At 70.8% G+C, this 25,495-nt stretch carries 23 protein-coding genes and 1 riboswitch; of the genes, 15 read left to right on the forward strand and 8 right to left on the reverse strand.

The annotated features are described in order from the left end of the window. The 9 genes from ADL34_RS29925 to ADL34_RS29965 all read left to right on the forward strand — a co-directional run bounded on the left by ADL34_RS29925 (position 1) and on the right by ADL34_RS29965 (position 9,096). Positions 1-639, forward strand: coding sequence for an alpha/beta family hydrolase (locus ADL34_RS29925; RefSeq protein ID WP_062674005.1), 639 nt, complete (start codon positions 1-3; stop codon positions 637-639). 257 nt (positions 640-896) lie between these two features. Next, positions 897-1,592 (forward strand): sigma-70 family RNA polymerase sigma factor, encoded by a 696-nt coding sequence (locus ADL34_RS29930; RefSeq protein ID WP_062674007.1) that lies wholly within the window; start codon positions 897-899, stop codon positions 1,590-1,592. After that, positions 1,589-1,891, forward strand: coding sequence for a mycothiol system anti-sigma-R factor (gene rsrA / locus ADL34_RS29935; RefSeq protein ID WP_062674009.1), 303 nt, complete (start codon positions 1,589-1,591; stop codon positions 1,889-1,891). The genes ADL34_RS29930 and rsrA overlap by 4 nt, the downstream gene beginning before the upstream one ends. Before the next feature lie 110 nt (positions 1,892-2,001). Continuing rightward, positions 2,002-3,309 carry an HD-GYP domain-containing protein gene (locus ADL34_RS29940; RefSeq protein ID WP_062739832.1) on the forward strand — a complete coding sequence of 436 codons (1,308 nt, stop codon included), beginning with the start codon at positions 2,002-2,004 and terminating at the stop codon, positions 3,307-3,309. After that, entirely contained in the window at positions 3,306-4,547 is a 1,242-nt protein-coding gene (locus ADL34_RS29945) for an HD-GYP domain-containing protein (protein WP_062668198.1), read from the forward strand. The genes ADL34_RS29940 and ADL34_RS29945 overlap by 4 nt, the downstream gene beginning before the upstream one ends. 108 nt (positions 4,548-4,655) lie before the next feature. Then, positions 4,656-5,636, forward strand: coding sequence for a tetratricopeptide repeat protein (locus ADL34_RS29950; protein ID WP_062668199.1), 981 nt, complete (start codon positions 4,656-4,658; stop codon positions 5,634-5,636). 74 nt (positions 5,637-5,710) lie between these two features. Next, positions 5,711-6,361 carry a peptide deformylase gene (gene def, locus ADL34_RS29955; RefSeq protein WP_062668200.1) on the forward strand — a complete coding sequence of 217 codons (651 nt, stop codon included), beginning with the start codon at positions 5,711-5,713 and terminating at the stop codon, positions 6,359-6,361. A 273-nt stretch (positions 6,362-6,634) separates the two neighbouring features. Next, positions 6,635-7,720, forward strand: coding sequence for an epi-isozizaene synthase (gene cyc1, locus ADL34_RS29960; protein WP_107115628.1), 1,086 nt, complete (start codon positions 6,635-6,637; stop codon positions 7,718-7,720). Further along, the gene (locus tag ADL34_RS29965; protein WP_062668202.1) at positions 7,717-9,096 is read left to right on the forward strand and encodes a cytochrome P450; all 1,380 of its coding nucleotides are present in this window, start codon (positions 7,717-7,719) and stop codon (positions 9,094-9,096) included. The genes cyc1 and ADL34_RS29965 overlap by 4 nt, the downstream gene beginning before the upstream one ends. Before the next feature lie 27 nt (positions 9,097-9,123). On the opposite strand, the gene ADL34_RS29970 is transcribed toward ADL34_RS29965, so the two are convergent. Next, on the reverse strand, positions 9,124-10,089 hold the full coding sequence (locus tag ADL34_RS29970) for a GlxA family transcriptional regulator (protein ID WP_062668203.1): 966 nt from the start codon (positions 10,087-10,089) through the stop codon (positions 9,124-9,126). Positions 10,090-10,181: 92 nt separating this feature from the next. On the opposite strand from ADL34_RS29970, the gene ADL34_RS35275 reads away from it, so the two are divergent. After that, positions 10,182-10,421, forward strand: a complete 240-nt coding sequence (locus ADL34_RS35275) for a hypothetical protein (RefSeq protein WP_062668204.1) — start codon at positions 10,182-10,184, stop codon at positions 10,419-10,421. Here the strand turns inward: ADL34_RS35275 and ADL34_RS29975 are convergent. The 6 genes from ADL34_RS29975 to ADL34_RS30000 all read right to left on the reverse strand — a co-directional run bounded on the left by ADL34_RS29975 (position 10,334) and on the right by ADL34_RS30000 (position 17,381). Then, positions 10,334-11,290 (reverse strand): ribonucleotide-diphosphate reductase subunit beta, encoded by a 957-nt coding sequence (locus ADL34_RS29975; protein WP_420714257.1) that lies wholly within the window; start codon positions 11,288-11,290, stop codon positions 10,334-10,336. The two genes, ADL34_RS35275 and ADL34_RS29975, sit on opposite strands and share 88 nt — an antisense overlap. 53 nt (positions 11,291-11,343) lie before the next feature. Next, positions 11,344-13,698, reverse strand: coding sequence for a ribonucleoside-diphosphate reductase subunit alpha (locus ADL34_RS29980; RefSeq protein WP_062668206.1), 2,355 nt, complete (start codon positions 13,696-13,698; stop codon positions 11,344-11,346). A gap of 123 nt (positions 13,699-13,821) precedes the next feature. Beyond that, positions 13,822-13,954, reverse strand: a riboswitch (cobalamin riboswitch). A 45-nt stretch (positions 13,955-13,999) separates the two neighbouring features. Beyond that, positions 14,000-14,506, reverse strand: coding sequence for a GNAT family N-acetyltransferase (locus ADL34_RS29985; protein ID WP_062668207.1), 507 nt, complete (start codon positions 14,504-14,506; stop codon positions 14,000-14,002). Positions 14,507-14,579: 73 nt separating this feature from the next. After that, complete coding sequence (mctP, locus tag ADL34_RS29990) at positions 14,580-16,208, reverse strand: monocarboxylate uptake permease MctP (RefSeq protein ID WP_062668208.1); 1,629 nt, start codon at positions 16,206-16,208, stop codon at positions 14,580-14,582. Then, complete coding sequence (locus tag ADL34_RS29995; RefSeq protein WP_079034149.1) at positions 16,205-16,468, reverse strand: DUF3311 domain-containing protein; 264 nt, start codon at positions 16,466-16,468, stop codon at positions 16,205-16,207. The genes mctP and ADL34_RS29995 overlap by 4 nt, the downstream gene beginning before the upstream one ends. Before the next feature lie 148 nt (positions 16,469-16,616). After that, positions 16,617-17,381 (reverse strand): GntR family transcriptional regulator, encoded by a 765-nt coding sequence (locus ADL34_RS30000; RefSeq protein WP_062668210.1) that lies wholly within the window; start codon positions 17,379-17,381, stop codon positions 16,617-16,619. Positions 17,382-17,738: 357 nt separating this feature from the next. Here ADL34_RS30000 and ADL34_RS30005 point away from each other — a divergent pair, with 357 nt between their 5' ends. From ADL34_RS30005 to ADL34_RS30020, 4 genes are all read left to right on the forward strand, one after another. Further along, positions 17,739-19,016 (forward strand): extracellular solute-binding protein, encoded by a 1,278-nt coding sequence (locus ADL34_RS30005; RefSeq protein ID WP_062668211.1) that lies wholly within the window; start codon positions 17,739-17,741, stop codon positions 19,014-19,016. 79 nt (positions 19,017-19,095) lie between these two features. Next, a complete protein-coding gene (locus tag ADL34_RS30010; protein WP_062668212.1) occupies positions 19,096-20,082 on the forward strand; it encodes a carbohydrate ABC transporter permease in 987 nt (328 codons plus the stop codon). Next, positions 20,079-20,909, forward strand: a complete 831-nt coding sequence (locus ADL34_RS30015) for a carbohydrate ABC transporter permease (protein WP_062668213.1) — start codon at positions 20,079-20,081, stop codon at positions 20,907-20,909. Before ADL34_RS30010 ends, ADL34_RS30015 begins: the two co-directional genes overlap by 4 nt. A 9-nt stretch (positions 20,910-20,918) precedes the next feature. Beyond that, entirely contained in the window at positions 20,919-22,400 is a 1,482-nt protein-coding gene (locus ADL34_RS30020) for a glycoside hydrolase family 3 protein (RefSeq protein WP_062668214.1), read from the forward strand. 56 nt (positions 22,401-22,456) lie between these two features. On the opposite strand, the gene nagB is transcribed toward ADL34_RS30020, so the two are convergent. Further along, the gene (nagB, locus tag ADL34_RS30025) at positions 22,457-23,242 is read right to left on the reverse strand and encodes a glucosamine-6-phosphate deaminase (RefSeq protein ID WP_062668215.1); all 786 of its coding nucleotides are present in this window, start codon (positions 23,240-23,242) and stop codon (positions 22,457-22,459) included. A 665-nt stretch (positions 23,243-23,907) separates the two neighbouring features. Here nagB and ADL34_RS30030 point away from each other — a divergent pair. Then, the gene (locus ADL34_RS30030; protein WP_062668277.1) at positions 23,908-25,374 is read left to right on the forward strand and encodes a sensor histidine kinase; all 1,467 of its coding nucleotides are present in this window, start codon (positions 23,908-23,910) and stop codon (positions 25,372-25,374) included. Positions 25,375-25,495 lie beyond the last annotated feature (121 nt).

The raw sequence follows: 25,495 nt of genomic DNA on the forward strand, positions 1-25,495 counted from the left end.
GTGACGACCGAGATCATCGAGACCATCGCCACGGACGCGGGGGACGCTCGCGTCACCTGGCACCCGGCACCCCGGCCCCGGCTCGTGCTGGCCGTGAGCCACGGCGCCGGCGGCGGCATCGGGGCCCGGGACCTCGTGGCGCTCGCCCGGGCCCTTCCGGAGCACGGCGTGAGCGTCGCCCTCGTCGAGCAGCCCTGGAGGGTGGCCGGCAAGAAGCTGGCGCCCGCGCCGAAGACCCTGGACACCGGCTGGCGGGGGCTGTGGCCCGCGCTCGCCGCGCCGGGGCTGCCCGTGATCGCGGGCGGGCGCAGCGCCGGAGCCCGCGTGGCCTGCCGCACGGCCGGTGAACTCGGGGCGCACGCCGTGCTGGCGCTCAGCTTCCCGCTGCACCCGCCGGGCAGGCCGGAGAAGTCGCGGGCCGGTGAACTGCTCGGCGCCGGGGTGCCCACCCTCGTCGTCCAGGGCGGCAACGACCCCTTCGGCAAGCCCGAGGAGTTCCCCGACGGCCCGTACGAACTCGTCGAGGTGCCCCACGCCGACCACGGGTTCGCCGTGCCCAAGCGGGCGCCCCTCGGACAGGACGAGGCCGTGGCCCTCGTCACGGACGCCGTAGTGAGGTGGGCCGGGTCACTGGGGTAAAGGTTCGGGAATGATGCGGGCCCGGCCTCTGTTGTGGCGGACATGCGGTGCTGAGCACCGGCACCGACGTCGTAGGAGAGGAAGTCCACCGCATGGGTTCGACCTTCTGCCCGAGTCGCAGCAGCCGTGCCGACCTGGACTGGACGGTGCTGCACGCGGCCAAGACCGCTCCCATCCGAGGGGCGGCAGGTACGGCGGGTCGTCTATCCTCCGATTCAGGCACGGCCGGATTCGGTCCTGCCGTGAATCTTGAGGAGGTGGGTCCGGTTCCCGGTACCGACGCAGGGACCGACAACGGCCAGGCGGAGCAGCCCGAGGGCCTGGGCACGGGCGTGGGCACGTCCCCGGAGACGAGCGCCGAGCGCACCGCGCGCTTCGAGCGGGACGCGCTGGAATTCCTCGACCAGATGTACTCGGCCGCCCTGCGCATGACGCGCAACCCGGCCGATGCGGAGGACCTGGTGCAGGAGACCTACGCCAAGGCGTACGCGTCCTTCCACCAGTTCCGCGAGGGCACCAACCTGAAGGCCTGGCTGTACCGGATCCTCACCAACACCTTCATCAACTCGTACCGCAAGAAGCAGCGCGAACCCCAGCGCTCCGCGGCCGAGGAGATCGAGGACTGGCAGCTGGCGCGCGCCGAGTCGCACATGTCGACGGGTCTGCGCTCCGCCGAGTCGCAGGCGCTCGACCACCTGCCGGACTCGGACGTGAAGGAAGCACTTCAGGCGATCCCCGAGGAATTCCGCATCGCCGTGTATCTGGCCGACGTAGAGGGCTTTGCGTACAAGGAGATCGCGGACATCATGGGGACACCCATCGGTACGGTGATGTCCCGGCTGCACCGGGGCCGCCGTCAACTGCGCGGCATGCTCGAGGACTACGCCCGCGAGCGCGGGCTGGTCCCGGCCGGCGCCGGAGAGTCGGACGAAGCGAAAGGCTCGGGCTCATGAGCTGCGGAGAGCCGCACGAGACGGACTGCTCCGAGGTACTCGACCACCTCTACGAGTTCCTCGACAGCGAGATGCCGGACGTCGACCGCGACAAGTTCAAGCAGCACTTCCAGGAGTGCTCGCCGTGCCTGGAGAAGTACGGGCTCGAAGAAGCGGTGAAGAAGCTCGTCAAGCGCTGCTGCGGCCATGACGACGTCCCCACGGACCTGCGCGCGAAGGTGCTGGGCCGGCTCGACCTGATCCGCTCCGGTCAGTCCGTGCCCGAGCACGACGTCGCCGCCACACCGCAGGAGACCTGACCCCCGCGTCACCCGAACGTGCGAATGGCGGGCGACACGCCCGCACCCGCCCCCCGCCCCACCTAGGCTCCGCGTGAGCTGAGCAGGTGACGGTGGGGGAGGGGCCGGGCATGGAGACCTTGCCGGCACGGGCACGCGTGTACGTGGCCTGTGCCGCACTCGCGGCGGTGCTCTGTCTGCTGCCCGTGCCCTCCGCGCGCCCGTCCTGGTGGGCGGTGGCCCTCCTCGCCGCGCTCTACGCCGGCGGGGGACGCGTCGCCGCCCGCGGACGTCTGTCCGGCACCTTCTACCCCGTGCTGCTGGCCGGGGCGTTCCTGCTGCCTCCGCCCGCCGCCGCGCTCGTCGCGGTGCCGGGCGCGCTGCTCGGGCCCGTCGGACGCCGGCCGCGCGGAACGCGCCGCCTGTGGCGGGCCGCCCAGCTGGTGCTCGCCGTGCGGGCGGCCGCCGAGGTCTACGGGGCACTGGGCGAGCCGGACGCCGTGACCGCCGCCGAGTTCCCCGGCGCGCTCGCCGCCGCCGGGGCCGCCGTCGTCGCGTTCTGCCTGGTCCTCACCCTGCTCGACGGCGGCATCCTGGCGCTCGCCGAGCGCGTCCCCGCCCGCCGCGCCTGGCGGGGTCTCTTCCCGCGCTCCCTCGCCCCCATCGCCGTGCACGGACTCGCCGGGCTCATGATGGCCGTCCTGTGGCAGAGCCCGTACGGCCCGGTCGCGGCCCTGCTCGTGCTGCTGCCCATGTGCGTGTCGTGGTGGGTGTTCGGCCAGTACCACCGGGAGCACGCGGCCCACCAGGCCACCATCCGCGCCCTCGTCCAGGCCGTCGACATCAAGGACGGCTACACCCGGGGCCACAGCGAGCGCGTCGGGCACGCCTCCATGATGATCGCGCGGGAGCTGGGCCTGGAGGACGAACGGGTGGAGGTCCTCCGCTTCGCCGGGATCCTGCACGACGTCGGCAAACTCGGCGTGCCCACCCGGCTGCTCCGCAAGGACGGCCCGCTCACGCCCGAGGAACGCCGGATCATCGAGCTGCACCCCGAGTACGGGCACGAGATGGTCCGCGGCATCTCCTTCCTCGGCGAGGCCCGGGCCGCCGTCCTGCACCACCACGAACGTTTGGACGGCAGCGGCTACCCCTACGGGCTGAGGGGCAGCCAGATCCCGGAGCCCGCCCGGGTGGTGGCCGTCGCCGACGCCTTCGACGCGATGACGTCCACCCGGTCCTACTCCCGGGCCCGGCCCGTCCCCGTCGCGCTGCGGGAGCTGGAGCGGTGCGCCGGCTCGCAGTTCGACCCCCGGATGGTCACCGCGCTCGTCCGGGCCGTCCGCCGCTTCGGCTGGCACCCCGCGGTGACCGCCGACGAGACCGGCGCGCCCCCGCCCCGCCCGCCCGTCTCCAGCGCCCCCGGGGCCCACCGGTGACCGCCCCGCGGCCCCCGCTCCTGCTCGTGTGCGTCCACACCGGCGCCGCCCTCCTCGCGGGTCTCTCCCTGCTCGACTGCCTGCGCGACGGCCTCGACGGACGCGGCACCGCGCTCGCCTTCGGCGCCCTCGTCGTCCTGGGCGAACTGACCCGCCGGCCCGGGGCCGAGGGCCGGGAGACCGCACCCCTCGGCGCGGCGGCCGCCCTGTCGTACGCGCTGCTCGGGGAGGTCGGCGGGCAGGCCACCCACCACGGGGTGACCCAGGTGGTCGGCGTCGTCCTCGCCGCCTCGCTGCTCGGCAGCGTGCCGCACATCGCGCAGGGCCGGCCCGTGCGGGACCATCTCGCGCGGCGCGTGCTCACCACCGGCTTCGCCGCCGTCTGTCTGCACCCCTTCTCCCACCAGGGCCCCTTTCACGGCCGGGGCACCGCCTACGCCCTCCTCCTGGCGGCGGTCCTGACCCTCACCTTCCTGTGCGACGCCCTGCTGGCCGCCGCCCTCGCGCGCTCCCGCACCGGCTGGCCGTTCGGCCCGCTGCTGCGGGACGAGCTGCGGGCCACCCTCGGCATCGGCTCGGCGGTCTGCGCGACGGGCGCGGTGACGGCGCTCGCGGTCGCCGTGGTCGGACTGTGGGCGCTTCCGGTCTTCTCGGTGCCGCTGCTGCTCACCCAGATGTCGTTCCGCCGGTACGCCGCCGTGCGGACCACCTACCGGCAGACCATCGCCTCCCTCGCCCGGGCCACCGAGATCGCCGGGTACACCCCGGCCGGGCACGCCCGCCGGGTGGCCGCCCTCAGCCGGGAGGTCGGCCGGGACCTCGGCCTGTCCGAGGCGGAGCTCACGATCCTGGAGTACGCGGCACTCATGCACGACATCGGACAGCTCAGCCTCGTCGACCCGGTGCCGGCCGGGGCCACCGCCCGGCTGCCCGCCGAGGAGCAGCGGCGCATCGCGCTGCTCGGCGGGGCCGTCGTCCGGCAGACCGGGGTGAGCCCGCAGGTGGCCCTGGTCGTGGAGCGCCTCGCGGACCCCTGCGCCGAGCAGCCGGTCGCCGCCCGGATCGTGCGCGCGGTGAACGCCTACGAGGAGAAGGCCCGCGACGCCGGGCCCGGCGGGGCATTGAAAGCCCTGGAGGAACTGCGCCTGGGGACGGCGGGGGAGTACGCCCCGGAGGTCGTCGGATCGCTGGCGCGGGTCCTGTCCAGAGACGGTCTGAGCATGCCCGTGGCTGGGTAACCCATGGGTAATGAGCGCCCTTCCAACCGTACGTGGTTGGATGCGAAGGAAAGGGTGTCCGGGGGCAGCACTAGCCAGCCCACTCCACGGAACTGGCAGGCGGGAATCGTGAGGATCTTCGGCAAGGGACGGCACCGGCCCTCCGCCTCCTGGCGGCAGGCCACCGACCGGGCGTTCACTCTCATCGGCGACGGCCGGTACGAGGACGCCGGCGCGCTGCTGACGCGGGCCGCCGATCTGGAGCCCTGGCTGTCCGAGTCCTGGTTCAATCTCGCGCTGCTGCACAAGTTCCGGCACGACTGGGAGCAGGCCCGCGCCGCCGGGCTGCGGGCGGTCGCCCTGCTCGACCGGGAGACCGGCGCCCCCGACTGGTGGAACGTCGGCATCGCGGCCACCGCGCTCCAGGACTGGCCGCTGGCCCGGCGCGCCTGGCAGGCGTACGGCCTGCGGGTGCCCGGAGGGGCCACCGAGTCCGGCGAGCCGTCCGGGATGGACCTGGGCAGCGCGGCCGTACGGCTCTCCCCGGAGGGCGAGGCCGAGGTCGTGTGGGGGCGGCGGCTGGACCCCGCCCGGATCGAGGTGCTGTCGATCCCGCTGCCGTCGTCCGGGCGCCGCTGGGGCGAGGTCGTGCTGCACGACGGCGTGCCCCACGGGGAGCGCACCACGTCGTCCGGTCACTCCTTCCCGGTCTTCGACGAGATCGAGCTGTGGGCGCCCTCGCCGGTCCCGACCTGGGTGGTCCTCCTCGAGGCGGCCACCGAGTCCGACCGCGACGCCCTGGAGCAGCTCGCCGCCGACGCCGGGTTCGCCGCGGAGGACTGGTCGTCGTCCGTCCGGCTGCTGTGCCGGATGTGCTCGGAGTCACGGATGCCGTCCGACGAGGGCGACGGGGAGCATCTCGACCCGCACGACCACAGTGAGCCGGGCCACCCCGGCCCGCTCGGGCACCGCACCGACGGGCAGCTGTGGGTGCCGGAGCGCGAGTGCGGGGTCGCGGCGCCGGCCGCGCTGGTCCGGGGCCTGCTCGACGGCTGGGTCGCGGACAGCCCGGACAGCCGTGACTGGCGTGATCTCGAAGAGGTCTGCTGAGCATTCGCCGTACCCTGTATCCACATCACCGTCCGTCCGATCCCCGGTTTGTGCAGGAAAGGCTTACGTCTGTCATGGCCCAGCAGGACACCGAACAGCAGCACGCGGGCGTGCTCCCCGTCGACGACGAGGGCTTCGTCATCGACTCGGAGGACTGCGAGGAACGCGAGCAGGCGTACCGCGAGCGTGGCACCTCGCGGCCCATCACGGTCGTCGGCAACCCTGTCCTGCACAAGGAGTGCAGGGACGTCACCGAGTTCGACGACGAGCTGCGGAAGCTGGTCGACGACATGTTCGCCTCGCAGCGGACCGCCGAGGGCGTCGGCCTGGCCGCCAACCAGATCGGCGTCGACCTGAAGGTCTTCGTCTACGACTGCCCGGACGACGACGGCGTGCGGCACGTCGGTGTGGTCTGCAACCCCAAGCTCGTGGAACTGCCCGCGGACCGGCGGCGCCTGGACGACAGCAACGAGGGCTGCCTGTCCGTGCCGACCGCGTACGCCCCGCTCGCCCGTCCCGACTACGCCGAGGTGACCGGCCAGGACGAGAAGGGCAACCCGATCCGGGTGCGCGGCACGGGCTACTTCGCCCGCTGCCTCCAGCACGAGACGGACCACCTGTACGGCTACCTCTACATCGACCGCCTCTCCAAGCGGGAACGCAAGGACGCGCTGCGGCAGATGGCCGAGAACGAGCCGCGCTACCCCGTCGTCGCCAACGACTGACGACCCCCAGGCCTCACAGGCCCCACAGGCACCTTCCGTACGGCGCCCCCCGCGACCTCCGTCCCGGGCGGGCGCCGTTCGCATGTCCGTCATCTGTTCGAGCGTGTTCCACCGATGACAGCGGGACGGCGGTCCTGTAGGGGTAGTGAATGATGCAAATCCGTTCCCAGAACGGTCAGTTGTGGTGCTGAATGGAAGAGCGGGGATACACGACGGTGCACGCCCGGCGCAGAGGAGGGCGTGACCGACTGGCGGCCTGAGAGGGGTTTGTTCGTGCATGCTTTCTCACGCGGCACCACAGCGACACCCATGGCGGTACCCGTTCCACCATCGCTCTCTCTTCCGGTGATCGAGGAAGCGTTTCCCAGGCAACTCCATCCGTATTGGCCCCGGCTCCAGGAGAAGACCCGCACCTGGCTCCTCGAAAAGCGGCTCATGCCGGCCGACAAGGTCGAAGAGCACGCCGACGGCCTGTGCTACACGGACCTCATGGCGGGGTACTACACCGAGGCCCCCGAGGACGTCCTGCAGGCGATAGCCGACTACAGCGCGTGGTTCTTCGTCTGGGACGACCGGCACGACCGTGACATCGTCCACCGCCGCCCGGCCGCCTGGCGGCGCCTGCGGACGCGGCTGCACGCCGCCCTCGACGCGCCCGAGCACCACCTCCGGCACGCCGATCCGCTGGTCGCGGGCCTCGCCGACAGCCTGGTGCGCCTCTACTCGTTCCTGTCCCCCTCCTGGAACACCCGCTTCGCCCGCCACTTCCACGCGGTGATCGATGCGTACGACCGGGAATTCGTGAACCGCACCGAGGGCCGTATCCCCACCGTCGACGAATACCTCGCCCTGCGCCGTCTCACCTTCGCCCACCGGATCTGGACCGATCTGCTGGAGCCGAGCGCACAGCTGGAACTCCCGGACCCGGTGCGAAAACATCCCGCCTATGCGCGGGCGGCATTGCTGAGCCAGGATTTCGCCGCCTGGTACAACGACCTCTGCTCACTCCCGAAGGAAATAGCGGGCGACGAGGTCCACAATCTCGGCATCAGTCTCGTCACCCATGAGCGGCTGACCCTGGAGGAGGCGATCGCGGAAATGCGGCGACGAGTCGACAGCTGCATCTCCGAATTCCTCGTCGCCGAACGCGAGGCCCTGGAATTCGCCGACTCCCTCTCCGACGGCACCCGGCGGGGAAAGGAACTCGGCGCCGCCGTGCGAACTTGCGTCGGCGACATGCGCAACTGGTTCAGCTCCGTCTACTGGTTCCACCACGAGTCCGGCCGGTACAAGGTCGACAGCTGGGACGACCGGTCCACGCCCCCGTACGTCAGCAACGAAGCGGCAGGTGAGAAATGACCGTCGAGTCCACGCACCCCACGACCGGTTCCCGTCCCTCCTCCGAACTGCGGGAGCCGCCCCTCGCCGGCGGTGGAGTCCCCGTGCTGCGCCACGCCTGGCGCATGGTCCGCGACCCGCTCGCCTTCATGTCCGGGCTGCGGGACCACGGCGACGTCGTCCGGCTGAGGCTCGGCCCGAAGACCCTGTACGCCGTCACCACCCCCGAACTGACCGGCGCGCTGGCGCTGAGCACCGACTTCGAGATCGCCGGGCCGCTGTGGGAGTCGCTGGAGGACCTGCTCGGCAAGGAGGGCGTGGCCACCGCGAACGGCCCCCGCCACCGCCGGCAGCGCCGCACCATGCAGCCCGCCTTCCGGCTCGACGCCATCCCCGGCTACGCGCCGGTCATGGAGGAGGAGGCCCACGCGCTCACCGGACGGTGGGCGGCCGGCGAGACCATCGACTGCACCACCGAGGCGTTCCGGATCGCCGTACGGGTCGCCGCCCGCTGCCTGCTGCGCGGGGCGTACATGGACGAGCGCGCCGAGCGGCTGTCCGCGGCGCTCGACACCCTCTTCCGGGGCATGTACCGGCGGATGGTGATCCCGCTCGGGCCGCTTTACAGGCTGCCCCTTCCGGCCAACCGCCGATTCAACGGCGCCCTGGCCGACTTCCATCTCATCGTCGACGAGATCGTCGCCGAACGCCGGGCGTCCGGTCAAAAGCCGAACGATTTGCTGACGGCATTGCTGGAGGCCACGGACGGGAATGGCGACCCCATTGGGGAGCAGGAGATCCACGATCAGGTCGTGGCCATTCTCACCGCGGGCGCCGAAACCGTGGGATCGACGATCATGTGGCTGCTCCATGTGCTCGCCGAGCACCCGGAACACGCCGACAAGGTGCGGGCGGAAGTTGAATCCGTGACCGATGGCCGGCCGGTGGCATTCGAGGACGTCCGCGCCCTGCGGCACACCAACAATGTCGTCGTGGAGGCAATGCGGTTGCGGCCCGCGATCTGGATTCTCACCCGGCGCGCGGTCGCGGACACGGAACTCGGTGGCTACCGCATTCCGGCCGGGTCCGACATCGTCTACAGCCCGTACGCGGTCCAGCGCGATCCGCGGTCGTACGCCGACCATCTCCGGTTCGACCCGGACCGGTGGCTCCCGGAGCGGGCGAAGGACGTGCCGAAGCACGCCATGGCCCCGTTCGGCGTCGGCAACCGCAAGTGCCCGAGCGACCACTTCTCGATGGCACTGCTGACCCTCGTCACGGCGGCGCTCGCGACGTCGTACCGCTTCGAGCAGGCACCCGGTTCCAAGGACGGCACCCGGGTCGGCATCACCCTCCACCCGCACGACCTCAGGTTGCGGACGATGCCCCGAAGCTAGGGGGTCGAGAGGTTAGGGGCCCCGAGGCTAGGCGGCCTCGGGCCCCTGGAACGTCCGCCGGTACGCCTGCGGGGTCGTTCCGAGGGCCCGTACGAACTGGTGGCGCAGCGCGGCCGCCGTGCCGAACCCGGTCCGGCCGGCGATCGCGTCCACCGTCTCGTCCGTCGCCTCCAGCAACTGCTGGGCCAGCAGAACCCGTTGCCGCAGGATCCAGCGGTACGGGGTGGTGCCGGTCTCCTGCTGGAAGCGGCGGGCGAAGGTCCGCGGGGACATCAGCGCGCGCTCGGCGAGCTGCTCCACGGTGACGTCCTCGTCGAGGTGCCGTTCCATCCAGGCCAGCACCTCACCGACCGTGTCGCACGAGGAGACGGGCAGCGGCCGCTCGATGTACTGGGCCTGGCCGCCGTCCCGGTGCGGCGGCACGACCATGCGCCGGGCGATCTTGTTGGCGACCTCCGTGCCCTGTTCCTGCCGCACCAGGTGCAGACAGGCGTCGATGCCGGCGGCGGTGCCGGCGCTGGTGATCACCGGCCCCGCGTCGACGTACAGGACGTCGGGCTCGACCGTCGCCCGGGGGTGGCGCCGGGACAGCTCGTCGGCGTGCCGCCAGTGCACACTGCACCGTCGCCCGTCGAGCAGGCCCGCCGCCCCCAGCAGGAAGACACCGGAGCAGACGCTGAGCACCCGGGCGCCCCGGTCGACCGCTCTGACCAGGGCGTCCAGCAGCTCGGGCGGGAAGTCGCGGGTGACGTAGTCGTTGCCCGCGGGCACCGCGATCAGGTCCGCCTCCTCCAGCCGCTCCAGGCCGTACGGCGTGGAGAGGGTCAGCCCGCCGGCGTGGGTGCCCAGCGTCGGCCCCTCGGCCGAGACGACCGCGAAGTCGTACGTGGGCAGGCCCTCGTCGCTGCGGTCGATGCCGAACACCTCGCAGACCACGCCGAGTTCGAAGGGGTGTACGCCGTCCAGCAGGACGGCCGCCACGTTCTTCAGCATGCTGCCATTGTGCCTCGCGGATGGCAGTAAATCGAGGGCGTACGGCAGTCCTGCCACTGTTCGACAGGAGTGTCCGGCGCGACAGTGGTGTCATGACTACGGAACAGACACAGACACTGCTCGCCATGGCCGTCGTGCTCGGGATGTTCGTCCTCCTGGTCCTCCCCTCGGTGATCGGGATCGTGCACGACCGCCGCATCGACCGTCAGATCAGGGAGGCCCAGGAGCGCGACGCGGTCCGGACTCAGAAGTCCTCGTCCAGGTCGACGGTGCCCTCCACCGCCACCTGGTACGCCGAGGGACGCCGCTCGAAGAAGTTGGTCAACTCCTGAACCCCCTGCAGCTCCATGAAGGAGAAGGGGTTCTCGGAGCCGTACACCGGGGCGAAGCCGAGGCGGGTCAGCCGCTGGTCGGCGACACACTCCAGGTACTGCCGCATCGAGTCGGTGTTCATGCCGGGGAGGCCGTCACCGCACAGGTCGCGCGCGAACTGCAGCTCGGCCTCGACGGCCTCCTTGAGCATGTCGGTGACCTCCTGCCCGAGCCGGTCGTCGAACAGCTCCGGCTCCTCCTTGCGGACGGTGTCGACCACGTCGAACGCGAACGACATGTGCATGGTCTCGTCCCGGAACACCCAGTTGGTGCCGGTCGCGAGACCGTGCAGCAGGCCCCGGCTGCGGAACCAGTAGACGTACGCGAAGGCGCCGTAGAAGAACAGGCCCTCGATGCAGGCCGCGAAGCAGATCAGGTTCAGCAGGAACCGCCGGCGGTCGGCCTGTGACTCCAGGCGGTCCAGCTTCTCCACCTCGTTGATCCACTTGAAGCAGAAGCCGGCCTTCTCACGGATCGACGGGATGTTCTCCACCGCCGCGAACGCCGCCGCCCGGTCCTCCGGATCGGGGAGGTAGGTGTCGAGCAGCGTCAGATAGAACTGGACGTGCACGGCCTCCTCGAACAGCTGGCGCGAGAGGTAGAGCCGCGCCTCGGGGGAGTTGATGTGCTTGTACAGCGTCAGCACCAGGTTGTTGGCGACGATCGAGTCACCGGTCGCGAAGAACGCCACCAGCCGCCCGATCAGGTGCTGTTCGGCCGGGGTCAGCTTCGCGAGGTCGGCGACGTCCGAGTGGAGGTCGACCTCCTCCACGGTCCAGGTGTTCTTGATGGCGTCCCGGTAGCGCTCGTAGAAGTCCGGGTAGCGCATGGGGCGCAGGGTCAGCTCGAAGCCGGGGTCGAGAAGGTTCGGGGTACGGGACGTCACTGGCAGGCCTCGCAGGACTCGGGGTTCTCAAGGGAGCAGGCGACCGCGTCGGGGTCGGTGACCTGCGGTACGGGGACGGTGGCGCGGGCCGCGCGGGCGATCCTCGTCGCCGGGCGCGAGCGCAGGTAGTACGTCGTCTTCAGCCCCTGTTTCCAGGCGTACGCGTACATCGAGGAGAGCTTGCCGATGGTCGGCGTCTCCAGGAACAGGTTCAGGGACTGCGACTGGTCGAGGAACGGGGTGCGGGCCGCGGCCATGTCGATCAGGCCGCGCTGCGGGATCTCCCAGGCCGTGCGGTACAGCGCCCGTACGTCCGCCGGGATCCAGGCGAAGTCCTGCACCGAGCCGTTCGCCTCGCGCAGCGCCTCGCGGGTGCGGGCGTCCCACACGCCGAGCCGCTTCAGCTCCTCGACGAGGTAGGAGTTGACCTGCAGGAACTCGCCGGACAGGGTCTCGCGCTTGAACAGGTTGGAGACCTGCGGCTCGATGCACTCGTAGACACCGGCGATGGACGCGATCGTGGCGGTCGGCGCGATCGCCAGCAGCAGCGCGTTGCGCAGACCGACCTCGTCGATCCGCTCGCGCAGCGCGGCCCAGCGTTCGGGCCAGGTCAGCTCGACGCCGTAGTGGTCGGGGTGCAGCACGCCCCGCGCGGTCCGCGTCTTCTCCCAGGCGGGGAGCGGACCCTCGCGCTCGGCGAGGTCGGCGGACGCCTCGTACGCGGCCAGCATGATCCTCTCGGCGATCCGGGTGGACAGGGCCTTGGCCTCGGGGGAGTCGAAGGGCAGCCGCAGCTGGAAGAACACGTCCTGCAGGCCCATCGCGCCCAGCCCCACCGGGCGCCACCGCGCGTTGGAGCGGCCGGCCTGCTCGGTCGGGTAGAAGTTGATGTCCACGACCCGGTCGAGGAACGTGACGGCCGTGCGGACCGTCTCGTCCAGGCGCTCCCAGTCGATGTCCCCGCCCCGCACGAAGGCGCCGAGGTTGACCGAGCCGAGGTTGCAGACCGCCGTCTCCCCGTCGTCCGTGACCTCCAGGATCTCGGTGCACAGGTTGGACGAGTGCACGACGTGGCCCGGCAGGGCGGTCTGGTTGGCGGTCCGGTTGGCGGCGTCCTTGAAGGTCATCCAGCCGTTGCCGGTCTGCGCGAGGGTGCGCATCATGCGGCCGTACAGCTCCCGGGCCGGGAGGGTCTTGCGTGCCAGCCCCTTGCGCTCGGCCTCGCGGTAGGCGGCGTCGAACTCCTCGCCCCACAGGTCGACCAGCTCGGGCACGTCGGCGGGGGAGAACAGGCTCCACGGCGCGTCGGCCTCGACCCGGCGCATGAACTCGTCCGGCACCCAGTGCGCGAGGTTCAGGTTGTGCGTACGGCGGGCGTCCTCGCCCGTGTTGTCCCGCAGCTCCAGGAACTCCTCGATGTCGGAGTGCCAGGTCTCCAGGTAGACCGCGGCGGCGCCCTTGCGCCGGCCGCCCTGGTTCACGGCGGCGACCGAGGCGTCCAGCGTCTTGAGGAACGGGACGATGCCGTTGGAGTGCCCGTTGGTGCCCCGGATCAGCGAACCCCGGGCGCGGACGCGGGAGTACGACAGACCGATGCCGCCCGCGTGCTTGGAGAGGCGCGCGACCTGGTGGTAGCGGTCGTAGATCGAGTCCAGCTCGTCCTTGGGGGAGTCCAGGAGGTAGCAGGACGACATCTGGGGGTGTCGCGTACCGGAGTTGAAGAGCGTGGGGGAGGACGGCAGGTACTCCAGGCGGCTCATCAGCCGGTAGAGCGCCGCGACCTCGTCCACCGCCCCGGCGGTGTCGTCCGCGGCGAGACCGGCGGCGACCCGCAGCAGGAAGTGCTGGGGCGTCTCGATCACCTTGCGGGTGTGCGGGTGCCGCAGCAGGTAACGGCTGTGCAGGGTGCGCAGACCGAAGTAGCCGAACCGGTCGTCGGCGCCGGTGTCGACGAGCGCGTCGAGCCGGGCGGCGTGCGTGCGCACGAACGCGGCGGTCCGGTCGGCGACAAGGCCCTCGCGGTGGCCGGTCGCGACCGACCCGGTGAAGGTGGTGACCCCCTGCGAGGCCGCCTCGGCGGCGATGGAGAGGGTGAGCAGCCGCGCGGCCAGCCTGCTGTACGCGGGGTCCTCGGAGATGAGCCCGGCCGCCGCCTCGGTGGCGAGCTCGCGCAACTCCGTCTCGTCGGCCCGGGCGGACCGGCCGCGCAGCGCGGCGGCGGCGACCCGGCCGGGGTCGGCGTCGGGGAGGTCGGCGGTCAGCTCGGTCAGGGTCCGCAGCAGCGCGGCACCGGGACCGTCGTTCTCCGGTTCGGCCGCCGCTGAGGCCGGTTCGGCTGGCGCGATGGTCACGTGAGGCTCTCCCTCGCTCGGCACAGGGCCTTGCGGAGGGCAGGGGGCAGCTCACGAGCGCACGGGGCGTCGCGTCCACCGGCCCATTCCACGAGGCCCGGACGTCGGAGCGCACCGGCCGGGTGGCCGGGACGCACTGTCGGCAGGTCCTCGGACTGACGAAGCGCATGAGACATGCACAAGTACACCGTTGCGGGACAGTTCCGGATTCGCACCGGATTCCCCTGCGGCGACAGCGAGCATGAGCATACATCTTGTGCTCGCCTGCCGCGCCACCCCTAGATGTTGTGGCGCGCTGGTGTCAGAGCGTCAACTCATAGGTGATCAGCGTGAGGTCGGTCAGCTCCGGCAGCGGGTTCCAGTCCCGTTCCGGCGTGCGGACGAAGCCCAGCCGCTCGTAGAGGCGGTGGGCGCTGTGCATGGCGGACTGGGAGGAGAGGATCACCCGCACACAGCCCTCCGTGGCGCGGGCGCGGTCGAGACAGGCACGCACCAGCGCTTCACCGGCTCCCCGGCCCCGGGCCGCGCGGTCGACGGCGAGCATGCGGATCTCCGCCTCGCCGGGGCGGGCCAGATCGGCCATCGGGCCGCCGTCCGGGACGAAGGTCACACCGCCGAGGACGCGGTCGTGCTCGACGGCCACGAGCACCTGTGCGGCCGCCGCGCGCTTGGCCACGTCCTTGAGCTCGCCGAGGTAGGCGTCGTCCCCGCCGAAGTCCAGGAGGCCGTCCAGGAGGTAGGCCCGAGCGGTGATCTCGCCGAGGATGCCGTACTCGCCGGGGTCCGCCGGCCGGATCACGATGTCCATGGGGCCGAGTCTGCCGTACGAACGCGGCGGCGGGCCGCCGGATTTCTCCGACGGCCCGCCGTGTGCCGGGGGTTCAGTGGGACGAGCCCGCCGTGGCCGGCGGCAGCTCCACCTGGACGCCGGGGTCGCCCGCGTCCGCCGTGTAGTCCTCCGGCTTCGTCTCGTCGATGCCGTCGGGGGCCTTGGCGGCCCTCAGGACGAACGTCAGGACGACGGTGACCAGCACGTTGAGCACGAACGCCGTCAGACCGATGTAGCCGATCTCGCCGATGCCCGGGATCTCCTTGGAGGAGCCACCGAAGTGCTTCTGCGCCGGGGTCGCCACCCCGTACGCGGCGGCCGTGCCGTAGATCATGCCGACCGCCCAGCCGGCCAGCAGCGCCCAGCGGTGGAACCAGCGCGTGAACAGGCCGCCGACCAGGGCCGGGAAGGTCTGCAGGATCCAGATGCCGCCCAGGAGCTGGAAGTTGATGGCGACCGTCTTGTCCATGGTGAGGACGAAGATCAGCGCGCCCACCTTCACCAGCAGCGACACGATCTTGGAGACGGCGGTCTCCTGCTTGGGCGTGGCGTCGGGCTTGATGAAGTCCTTGTAGATGTTGCGGGTGAACAGGTTCGCCGCCGCGATGGACATGATCGCCGCCGGCACCAGGGCGCCGATGCCGATGGCCGCGAAGGCCACGCCCGCGAACCAGGCCGGGAACATGTTCTCGAACAGCTGCGGGATCGCCAGCTGCCCGTTCTGCACCTTGACCCCGGCCGCGATCGCCATGAAGCCCAGCAGGGCCAGCAGACCCAGCATCAGGGAGTACAGCGGCAGGATCGTGGTGTTGCGGCGGATCACCTCACGGCTGCGCGAGGACAGCGTCGCGGTGATCGAGTGCGGGTACATGAACAGCGCGAGCGCGGAGCCCAGCGCCAGCGTGGCGTACGTCCACTGGGTCGCGTCGCCCGGGGTGAGCGCCCCGCGCGGGGCACCCGTGGCCGGGTTCGGCTGCGCGAAGGCGTCGCCCGCCCGGGCGAAGATCTCGTCGAAGCCGCCGAGCTTGATCGGGATGTAGATGATCGCCACCGCGATGACGATGTAGATCAGCGTGTCCTTCACGAAGGCGATCAGCGCGGGGGCGCGCAGGCCCGACGAGTAGGTGTAGGCCGCCAGCACGCCGAATGCGATGAGCAGCGGCAGGTCCTTGACGAACCAGTGGGTGCTCTCGCCGCCGCCGACGCCCATGACGTCCAGGACGGCCTGGATGCCGACCAGCTGGAGCGCGATGTAGGGCATCGTCGCCAGGATGCCGGTGACCGCCACGGCCAGCGACAGGCTCTTGGAGCCGAACCGTCCGCGCACGAAGTCCGAGGTCGTCACATAGCCGTGCTTGTGCGAGACCGACCACAGCCGCGGCAGGAACGTGAAGATCAGCGGGTAGACCAGGATGGTGTACGGCACCGCGAAGAAGCCCGCCGCGCCGGCCGCGTAGATCGCCGCCGGGACCGCCACGAAGGTGTACGCGGTGTACAGGTCGCCGCCGAGCAGGAACCAGGTCACCCAGGTGCCGAACGACCGGCCGCCCAGCCCCCATTCGTCGAGGGTGTGCTCGTTCTCGGCCTTGCGCCAGCGCGCGGCCAGGAAGCCCATGACCGTGACGGCCAGGAAGAAGAAGATGAAGACGCCGAGCGCGACGCCGTTCACGCCGTCGTTCATTCCGCCGCACCGCCCTTCCGGGGGGCGCGGGCGCGCTGGTCACGCTGCCACAGCTTGTACGCCGTCATCGTCAGCAGCGTCGAGAGCAGCACCCACAGCATCTGGTACCAGTAGAAGAAGGGGATGCCGATGAACTCCGGGTCGGTCTTGGCGTACGAACCCACCCACAACATCGCCACGAAGGGCGCGGCCAGGCAGAGACCGATGACGACCCGGGTCGGCGTCACCACGCCTCTGTTCACTTCTGGGGCATCTGACATCTTTCGGCTCCGTCCCCTTGTTGATCGCCTGTGAAATGCCCGGGCAATCTAGGTGACGGCGCGACCGCAGCGGAAGGCCTCGGTCATGGTTCGGATGTAAAGGAATCGTGTACGTGCCACAGGGCGGCTGAGCAGCGGCGTTGACGCCTCAGTCCTGCGGCCGCTTCAGTCGCGCGACGAACTTGTAGCGGTCGCCCCGGTAGACCGAGCGCACCCACTCCACCGGCTGCCCGTCGCGGTCCAGGGAGTGCCGGGACAGCATGAGCATCGGCAGGCCCACGTCGGTGCCGAGCAGGCCGGCCTCGCGGGGGGTGGCCAGGGAGGTCTCGATGGTCTCCTCGGCCTCGGCGAGGTGGACGTCGTAGACCTCGGCGAGCGCGGTGTACAGCGAGGTGTACTTGACCAGCGACCGGCGCAGGGCCGGGAAGCGCTTGGCCGACAGATGCGTGGTCTCGATGGCCATCGGCTCGCCGTTCGCCATGCGCAGCCGCTCGATGCGCAGCACCCTGCCGCCGGCCGTGATGTCGAGCAGTCCGGCCAGGCGGTCGTCGGCGGTGATGTAGCCGATGTCCAGCAGCTGCGAGGTGGGCTCCAGGCCCTGGGCGCGCATGTCCTCGGTGTACGAGGTGAGTTGCAGCGCCTGCGACACCTTCGGCTTGGCGACGAACGTGCCCTTGCCCTGGATGCGCTCCAGCCGGCCCTCGACGACGAGTTCCTGGAGGGCCTGGCGCACGGTCGTGCGCGAGGTGTCGAACTCGGCGGCGAGCGTGCGCTCGGGCGGCACCGGTGTGCCGGGCGCCTGGGTCTCCGTCATGTCGAGGAGGTGCTTCTTCAGGCGGTAGTACTTGGGCACGCGGGCGGTGCGGACGGGGACGCCGCTCTCGTTCTCCGCACTGCTGACGTCGGTGCTCATGCTCCGCCTTCCCGGCTCCGGCTGCGGCTCACATCGTGGCACGGCGGCGCGGGGCCTGTCCCCGTACGCTCCGTGATCTGTTCTGTATACCCCCGCCGCGTCGTTTGGTCTAGTCCACAGAACGCAGTGGTATAGCGACTGATGGCGGCCCTGAGCCGTAATTTCTAGGGTTTCTTACTTAAAGGTTCCTGCATATGTAGGTCGCATAACGGCTGGTCGGAGGCTATTCGCGCACCCTTGACACCCTTTCTGGTCTGGTCCAAGCTCCGGGTACTGGTCTACACCATTGGTCCAGGTCCCGGCCCATCGCTAGCGCGGGGAGGCAGGGGGGTTTGTGGCATCCCTGAGGAGGGTGGCGTGAAGCGCAGGCTGATATCCGCGATCGGTGTCGCGGGCATGATGATCTCCCTGGCGGCGTGCGGGGGCGACAACGGCGACGGCGACGGCAAGGCCGGGGCGGACGGCTACGCGGGCCAGACGCTCACGGTGTGGGTGATGGACGGTTCCTCGCCCGACCAGTGGCAGAAGGACGTCGCCGCCGCGTTCGAGAAGAAGACCAAGGCCAAGGTCAAGTTCCAGATCCAGCAGTGGAACGGCATCCAGCAGAAGCTGACCACCGCGCTCTCCGAGGAGAACCCGCCGGACGTCTTCGAGATCGGCAACACCCAGACCCCGGCGTACGCCAAGACCGGCGGTCTCGCCGACCTGGCGGACCTCAAGAGCGAGATCGGCGGCGAGTGGACGGCGTCCCTCAACGAGTCCTCGATCTTCGAGGGCAAGCAGTACGCGGCGCCGTGGTACTTCGCCAACCGCGTCGTGCTCTACAACAAGAAGGTCTGGGCCGACGCCGGCATCAAGGACACGCCCAAGACGCGTGACGAGTTCTACGCCGACCTCAAGCAGATCGGCGAGAAGACCGACGCCGAGCCGATCTACCTGCCCGGCCAGAACTGGTACCACTTCGTCGGCCTCACCATCGGCGAGGGCGTCCAGCTCGTGAAGGAGCAGGACGGCAAGTACGTCTCCAACCTCGCCGACCCCAAGGTCGCCGCCGCGATGGAGACCTACAAGAAGTTCCAGGCCCTGTCCAAGGCCCCCAAGGACAAGGACGAGGCCACCCCGCAGCAGGGCGAGGTCTTCGGCAAGGGCAACGTCGGCGCCTTCATCGGCATGGGCTGGGAGGCCGGCATCGCCATCAAGGCGAACCCGAAGATCGAGAAGGAGATCGGCTACTTCACCATCCCCGGTGCCACGGCCGACAAGCCCGAGGGCGTCTTCCTCGGCGGCTCCAACCTCGCGGTCGCCGCGGGCAGCAAGAAGCAGGAGCTGGCCAAGGAGTTCCTGAAGATCGCCCTGTCCGACACCTACGAGGGCGAGCTCGCCAAGCTCAACGGCGTCATCCCCAACAAGGAGGCGCTGCAGAGCAACCTGAAGGGCAACGAGGTCGCCGAGGCCGCCGCGCCGGCCGCCGCGGGCGGTGGCACCACGCCGCTGATCCCCGAGTGGGCCGCCGTGGAGAACGCGCCGAACCCGGTGAAGACCTACATGACCGCCGTGCTGAACGGCAAGTCCCCGGCCGCCGCCGCCAAGCAGGTCGAGGACGAGTTCAACAAGCGCCTCGCGCAGCAGCAGTAAGGGCACCGGGTGCGGGGGCCGGCCGTCGGGCCGCCCCCCGCACCCTCGTTCCGGTAGGTCGAGAAGAGAGATCGCGAGCATGACCGTGCAGACCGAACGGCCGCCCTCCGGTCCGGTGGACGTGGCGAAGACGACGCCGGGCCGCTCCGGCGGGGGCAGACCCGCGACGGGGAAGCGCCCGGGCGCGCTCGTCCCGTACCTCCTGCTGCTGCCGGCCTGCGCGGCCACCGTGCTGCTGCTCGGCTGGCCGCTGCTGAAGGACGTCCTGCTGTCGTTCCAGAACCTCAACATGGCGCAGCTGATCCAGCACGTCACCGAGTGGAACGGCGTCGAGAACTACAGGCAGGTCCTCACCGGCGAGGACTTCTGGCGCGTCACCCTGCGCTCGATCCTGTTCACGGCGGTCAACGTCGTCCTGATCATGGTCGCGGGAACGCTGATCGGCCTGCTGCTCGCCCGCCTCGGCAAGCGGATGCGGATCACGCTCATGATGGGGCTCGTGCTGGCCTGGGCGATGCCCGTGGTCGCCGCGAGCACGGTCTACCAGTGGCTGTTCGCGCAGCGCTTCGGCGTCGTCAACTGGGTGCTCGACAAGCTGGGCTGGCACTCGATGGCCGACTACAGCTGGACCAGCAGCCAGATGTCCACGTTCTTCGTGGTCACGCTGCTGATCGTGTGGATGTCGATCCCGTTCGTCGCGATCAACCTCTACGCGGCCACGACCACCATCCCCAGCGAGCTGTACGAGGCCGCGTCCCTGGACGGCGCGGGTGTGTGGAAGAGCTTCACCACGGTGACCATGCCGTTCCTGCGGCCCTTCCTGTACGCCACGACCTTCCTCGAGGTCATCTGGGTCTTCAAGGCGTTCGTGCAGGTCTTCACCATCAACGGCGGCGGCCCCGACCGGCTCACCGAGATCCTGCCCGTCTACGCCTACATCGAGGGCGTCGGCAACCAGCACTACGGCATGGGTGCCGCGATCGCCGTCCTGACCATCCTGATCCTGCTCGGCCTGACCGCGTACTACCTCAGGATCGTGCTCAAGCAAGAGGAGGACGAGCTGTGAAGCGCTCACTCTTCGGCCGCCTGTGGCCCAACGTCACGGCCGTCATCCTGTTCGTCGGCTTCGTCTTCCCCGTGTACTGGATGTTCGCCACGGCCCTCAAGCCGACCGGCGACATCATCTCCGAGGACCCGGTCTGGTTCCCGACCGACATCACCTTCGAGCACTTCCAGCGGGCCACCGGCGTCGACCACTTCTGGACCTACGTCTCCAACTCGCTGATCGTCACCGTCTGCGCGGTCGCCTTCGCCCTGGTCATCGCGCTGGCCGGCGCGTTCGCCCTCGCCCGGATGCGGTTCAAGGGGCGGCGCGGCTTCGTCATCGGCTTCATGCTGGCCCAGATGGCGCCCTGGGAGGTCATGATCATCGCGATGTACATGATCGTCCGGGACGCGTCGATGCTCAACAGCCTGCTGCCGCTGACGGTCTTCTACATGATGATGATCCTGCCCTTCACCATCCTGACGCTGCGCGGCTTCGTCGCCGCGGTGCCCCGGGAACTGGAGGAGGCGGCGATGGTCGACGGCTGCACCCGCTCCCAGGCCTTCCTCAAGGTCATCCTGCCGCTGCTCGCGCCCGGACTGATGTCCACGTCCCTGTTCGGCTTCATCACCGCGTGGAACGAGTTCCCCCTGGTCCTGGTGCTGAACAAGGAGGCGGAGTCGCAGACCCTGCCGCTGTGGCTGTCCAGCTTCCAGACCGCCTTCGGCAACGACTGGGGCGCGACCATGGCGGCGTCCTCCCTCTTCGCCGTCCCGATCCTGATCCTCTTCGTCTTCCTGCAGCGCAGGGCTGTCAGCGGCCTGACGGCCGGCGCCGTGAAGGGATAACGCCACCCGATGACGACAATCGCCAGCGGCACCGACACACTCACGCGCGATGCCCTGACCGTCCTCCAGCCGGGCTTCACCGGCACCACCGCGCCGGACTGGCTGCTGCGCCGGCTCGGGGAGGGCCTCGCCTCCGTCGGACTGTTCGGCCGCAACATCGCCTCGTCCGAGCAGCTGGCGGCCCTGACCGCCCAGCTGCGCGCCGAGCGCGACGACGTCCTCGTGGCGATCGACGAGGAGGGCGGTGACGTGACCCGGCTGGAGGTGCGCTCCGGCTCCAGCTTCCCCGGCAACCACGCCCTCGGCGCCGTCGACGACGTCGAGCTCACCCGGCAGGTCGCGGCCGAACTGGGCCGCCGCCTCGCCGCCTGCGGAGTCAACCTCAACTGGGCCCCGTCGGCCGACATCAACTCCAACCCGGCGAACCCGGTGATCGGCGTGCGCTCCTTCGGCGCCGGCACCGCCCTGGCCGCCCGGCACACCGCCGCCTATGTCACCGGCCTGCAGTCGGCGGGCGTCGCGGCGTGCACCAAGCACTTCCCCGGCCACGGCGACACCGCCGTCGACTCCCACCACGCCCTGCCCCGCATCGACGCCGACGTCTCGGTGCTCACGGAGCGCGAACTCGCCCCGTTCCGCGCGGCGATCGCGGCCGGCACCCGGGCGGTGATGAGCGCGCACATCCTCGTCCCCGCCCTGGACCCGGACCGGCCGGCGACCCTGTCCTGCGCCATCCTGACCGAACTGCTGCGCGGCGAACTCGGCTACACCGGCCTCATCGTCACCGACGGCATGGAGATGCAGGCCATCGCCGCCACCTACGGCATCGAACGCGGCAGCGTCCTCGCGATCGCGGCCGGCGCCGACGCGATCTGCGTGGGCGGCGGCCTCGCCGACGACGAGACGGTACGGCGGCTGCGCGACGCCCTCGTCACGGCCGTCCGCTCGGGCGAGCTTCCCGAGGCCCGGCTCGCGGAGGCGGCCGAACGCGTCCGCGAGCTGGCCCGCTGGACGGCCACCGCCACGGCGGAACCGGTCGAGGCCCGCCCCGACATCGGCCTCGTCGCGGCCCGCCGCGCCCTGCGGCTGACGGGCGCCGCCTCCTTCACCCCGCTCACCGAGGCGCCGTACGTGGCCGCCTTCACGCCGGTCGCCAACATCGCCGTGGGCGACGAGACCCCCTGGGGCGTGGCGGCGGACCTGGACCGCCTCCTCCCCGGCACCCGCACGGGCACTCACACGGGCGGCGACGCCGGCCGCGAGGCGCTGGCCGCGGCCGGTGACAGCCGTCTGGTGGCGGTCGTGCGCGACGAGCACCGCCATCCCTGGATGGCGGCGGCCCTGGACGACCTGCTCACGGTCCGCCCCGACACGATCGTGGTCGAGATGGGCGTCCCCCAGGCCGCCCCGCGCGGCGCCCTGCACATCGCCACCCACGGCGCGGCCCGCGTCTGCGGCCGCGCGGCGGCCGAGGTCATCGCGGGCGTCTAGACGACGAAGGCGCCGGTCCCTCCGAGGGGACCGGCGCCTTCGTCATGGGCGGGAGTTCAGATCCCCTGCCAGTCGGGCTTGTTGGCGTAGGTGTGCCGGAAGTAGTCCGCCAGCTTCAGCTTCGAGGCGGCGGGCTCGTCGACGACGACCGTGGCGTGCGGGTGCAGCTGCAGCGCCGACGCCGGGCACACGGCCGCGACCGGCCCTTCGACGGTCGCGGCGACCGCGTCCGCCTTGCCCTCGCCGGTGGCCAGCAGCACCAGGTGCCGCGCCTCCAGGATCGTCCCGATGCCCTGGGTGATCACGTGGTGCGGGACCTGCTCGATGTCCCCGTCGAAGAAGCGCGCGTTGTCCACCCGGGTCTGCTCGGTGAGCGTCTTGATCCGGGTCCGCGAGGCCAGCGAGGAGCAGGGCTCGTTGAAGCCGATGTGCCCGTCCGTGCCGATCCCGAGCAGCTGGAGGTCGACTCCACCGGCCTCCGCCAGGGCCTTGTCGTACGCCTCGCACGCGGCCTGCACGTCCTCGGCCGTGCCGTCCGGGCCCATGAACGCGTCCATGCCGACGCCCAGCGGTTCCAGCACCTCGCGCCGCAGCACCGAGCGGTAGGACTCCGGGTGCTCGGCCGGGAGCCCCACGTATTCGTCCAGCTGGGCGACGCGCGCCCGCGAGGCGTCGACGGCACCGGAGCGCACCTTGGCCGCGAGCGCCGTGTAGATGGGCAGCGGGGTCGACCCGGTGGCCACACCGAGCAGGGCGTCGGGCTTGCGTCGGAGCAGCTGGGCCATGGCCTCGGCTATCAGCTCGCCACCCGCCTGGGCGTCCGGAACGATGACAACTTCCACGCTGGGCCTGCCGATCTGAAGAGGGACTCGAAGGGCACCCTGAAGGGAGCATGTGGTTTAGACCAATCTAACAGAGCGGTGCCCTCCGGCCCAGGTGAGCGCGCCCCGCGGGTCGCCGTCCCGGCACCCCCGCGAGGGCCCTCCCGCCGGCCGGCGCTACCCGGTGCGACTTCAGCCGAACCGGGCGATCCCGGACGAACCGGGGGTCGCTGCTGGAATTGCCCCGGCGGACCCGCCCCGACATGAACCCACACGGGTTAGGCTGCGTGATGTATGCCAGGGCGACCGACCGGCTCGGGCCGGTCCGAGAGCCCGCACGGAAGCGCCAACAGCGAACAACTCCCACGCATGGACACACCCGAGTGGTCTAGTCCACAATGCCAGGGAGTGCGTAGAACGAAGTACGCACCGACTTCCGTCTTCCCCGCACAGGAAGGCGGACCGAGGAACCGGAGCTCTCTGCCCTGACTGCCCCGGGTCCTCATCCTCGGCCGACCGGGACCGCACACCCCACGGCCGATATTGCTCCGGGCTGCGGTGCCGGGAGGGTTGAGGGTCCCTCTCAGGCGCCGCGGCCCGCGGGTGTCTCCGAGGCCGTACGGCCTCCCGAGGCCGGCGTGCGGACCCCGTCGGTGACCCCGGGTACGCTCGGCCTCGTGCCCTCCATGAACGAACTCGTACGCCAGCACACGGCCCTCGACGACACCGACCTCGAGTGGCTCCATCTGCTGGTCTCGGAGTGGCAGCTGCTCTCCGACCTCTCCTTCGCCGACCTCGTGCTGTGGGTGCCCACCAGCGACGGCACCCGGTACGTCTCCGTGGCCCAGATGCGGCCCAACACCGGCCCCACCTCCTACCAGGACGACATGGTCGGCCACCTCGTCCCGCGCGGCCGCCGCCCGATGCTGGACGCCGCGCTCGACGAGGGACGCATCGTGCGCGAGGGCGACCCGGAGTGGCGCGAGGAGGTCCCGGTCCGCGTCGAGTCGATCCCGGTCCGCCGGGAGGGCCGCGTCCTCGGCGTCATCGCCCGCAACACCAACCTGCTCACCGTCCGCACCCCGAGCCGTCTCGAGCTCACCTATCTGCAGAGCGCCTCGGACCTCGCGCAGATGATCGCGGCCGGCTCGTTCCCGTTCGCCAACCAGCAGGTCGACATGGACGCCTCGCCGCGGGTCGGCGACGGCCTGATCCGTGTGGACGCCGACGGCGTCGTCCAGTACGCCTCCCCGAACGCCCTCTCCGCCTACCACCGCCTCGGCCTCGCCGCCGACCTGGTCGGCCACCACCTGGGCCGCACGACCGCCGAACTCGCCCCGACCCACGGCCCGGTGGACGAGGCGCTCGCCAAGGTCGCCAGCGGCTGGGCGCCCCGCGAGTTCGAGATCGAGTCCGACGACGGCGTCATCCAGTTCCGGGCGATCCCGCTCAAGCCCAAGGGCATCCGCATCGGTTCGCTGGTGCTGCTGCGGGACGTCACCGAACTGCGCCGCCGCGAGCGCGAGTTGATCACGAAGGACGCGACGATCCGGGAGATCCACCACCGGGTCAAGAACAACCTCCAGACGGTGGCCGCCCTGCTGCGCCTGCAGGCCCGGCGGATCGAGTCCGACCGCGGCCGGGAGGCTCTGGAGGAGGCGGTCCGCCGCGTCGGCTCGATCGCCATCGTGCACGAGACGCTCAGCCAGAACCTGGACGAACGCGTCGAGTTCGACGAGATCGCCGACCGCGTGCTCGCGATGGTGGCCGAGATCTCGCCCGGCAAGGTGACCGGCCGGCGCACGGGCCGCTTCGGCATCCTCGACGCCGAGGTCGCCACCCCGCTGTCGATGGTCCTGACCGAGGTCCTGCAGAACGCCCTGGAGCACGGGTTCCGCGACGGCGACACCGGCACCGTCGAGGTGTCGGCGGTCCGCGGCGGGACGACCAAGCAGGCCCGCCTCCTGGTCACCGTCCAGGACGACGGCGTCGGCCTGCCCGAGGGCTTCGACCCGCACACGGCGGGCAACCTCGGCCTGCAGATCGTACGGACGCTCGTCGAGGGCGAGTTGGGCGGCTCCTTCGACATGGTCCCGGCGCCGGAGCGGGGCACCCGGGTGATCCTCGACATCCCGGTGCGGGCGGCCAAGTAGCCCCGGCCGGGGGAGCGGCCGGCGGCGGGGGAGTGCGGACAGCAGACAGCCCCGGACCAGAAGGTCCGGGGCCAGTGCTCATTGCTGCTCGTCAGCAAGGCGATGGGTACCCCCGGCTCGA

It is taken from the genome of Streptomyces sp. NRRL WC-3605, from assembly GCF_001509795.1.
Lineage (GTDB): Bacteria > Actinomycetota > Actinomycetes > Streptomycetales > Streptomycetaceae > Streptomyces > Streptomyces viridochromogenes.

Coding starts and splice junctions, on each gene's coding strand:
- rsrA (WP_062674009.1), top strand. CDS start 1,589: ATGAGCTGCGGAGAGCCGCACGAGACGGACTGCTCCGAGGTACTCGAC.
- ADL34_RS29940 (WP_062739832.1), top strand. CDS start 2,002: ATGGAGACCTTGCCGGCACGGGCACGCGTGTACGTGGCCTGTGCCGCA.
- def (WP_062668200.1), top strand. CDS start 5,711: ATGGCCCAGCAGGACACCGAACAGCAGCACGCGGGCGTGCTCCCCGTC.
- ADL34_RS29965 (WP_062668202.1), top strand. CDS start 7,717: ATGACCGTCGAGTCCACGCACCCCACGACCGGTTCCCGTCCCTCCTCC.
- ADL34_RS29970 (WP_062668203.1), bottom strand. CDS start 10,089: ATGCTGAAGAACGTGGCGGCCGTCCTGCTGGACGGCGTACACCCCTTC.
- ADL34_RS35275 (WP_062668204.1), top strand. CDS start 10,182: ATGACTACGGAACAGACACAGACACTGCTCGCCATGGCCGTCGTGCTC.
- ADL34_RS29975 (WP_420714257.1), bottom strand. CDS start 11,290: ATGCGCTACCCGGACTTCTACGAGCGCTACCGGGACGCCATCAAGAAC.
- ADL34_RS29985 (WP_062668207.1), bottom strand. CDS start 14,506: ATGGACATCGTGATCCGGCCGGCGGACCCCGGCGAGTACGGCATCCTC.
- mctP (WP_062668208.1), bottom strand. CDS start 16,208: ATGAACGACGGCGTGAACGGCGTCGCGCTCGGCGTCTTCATCTTCTTC.
- ADL34_RS29995 (WP_079034149.1), bottom strand. CDS start 16,468: ATGTCAGATGCCCCAGAAGTGAACAGAGGCGTGGTGACGCCGACCCGG.
- ADL34_RS30000 (WP_062668210.1), bottom strand. CDS start 17,381: ATGAGCACCGACGTCAGCAGTGCGGAGAACGAGAGCGGCGTCCCCGTC.
- ADL34_RS30010 (WP_062668212.1), top strand. CDS start 19,096: ATGACCGTGCAGACCGAACGGCCGCCCTCCGGTCCGGTGGACGTGGCG.
- ADL34_RS30020 (WP_062668214.1), top strand. CDS start 20,919: ATGACGACAATCGCCAGCGGCACCGACACACTCACGCGCGATGCCCTG.
- ADL34_RS30030 (WP_062668277.1), top strand. CDS start 23,908: ATGAACGAACTCGTACGCCAGCACACGGCCCTCGACGACACCGACCTC.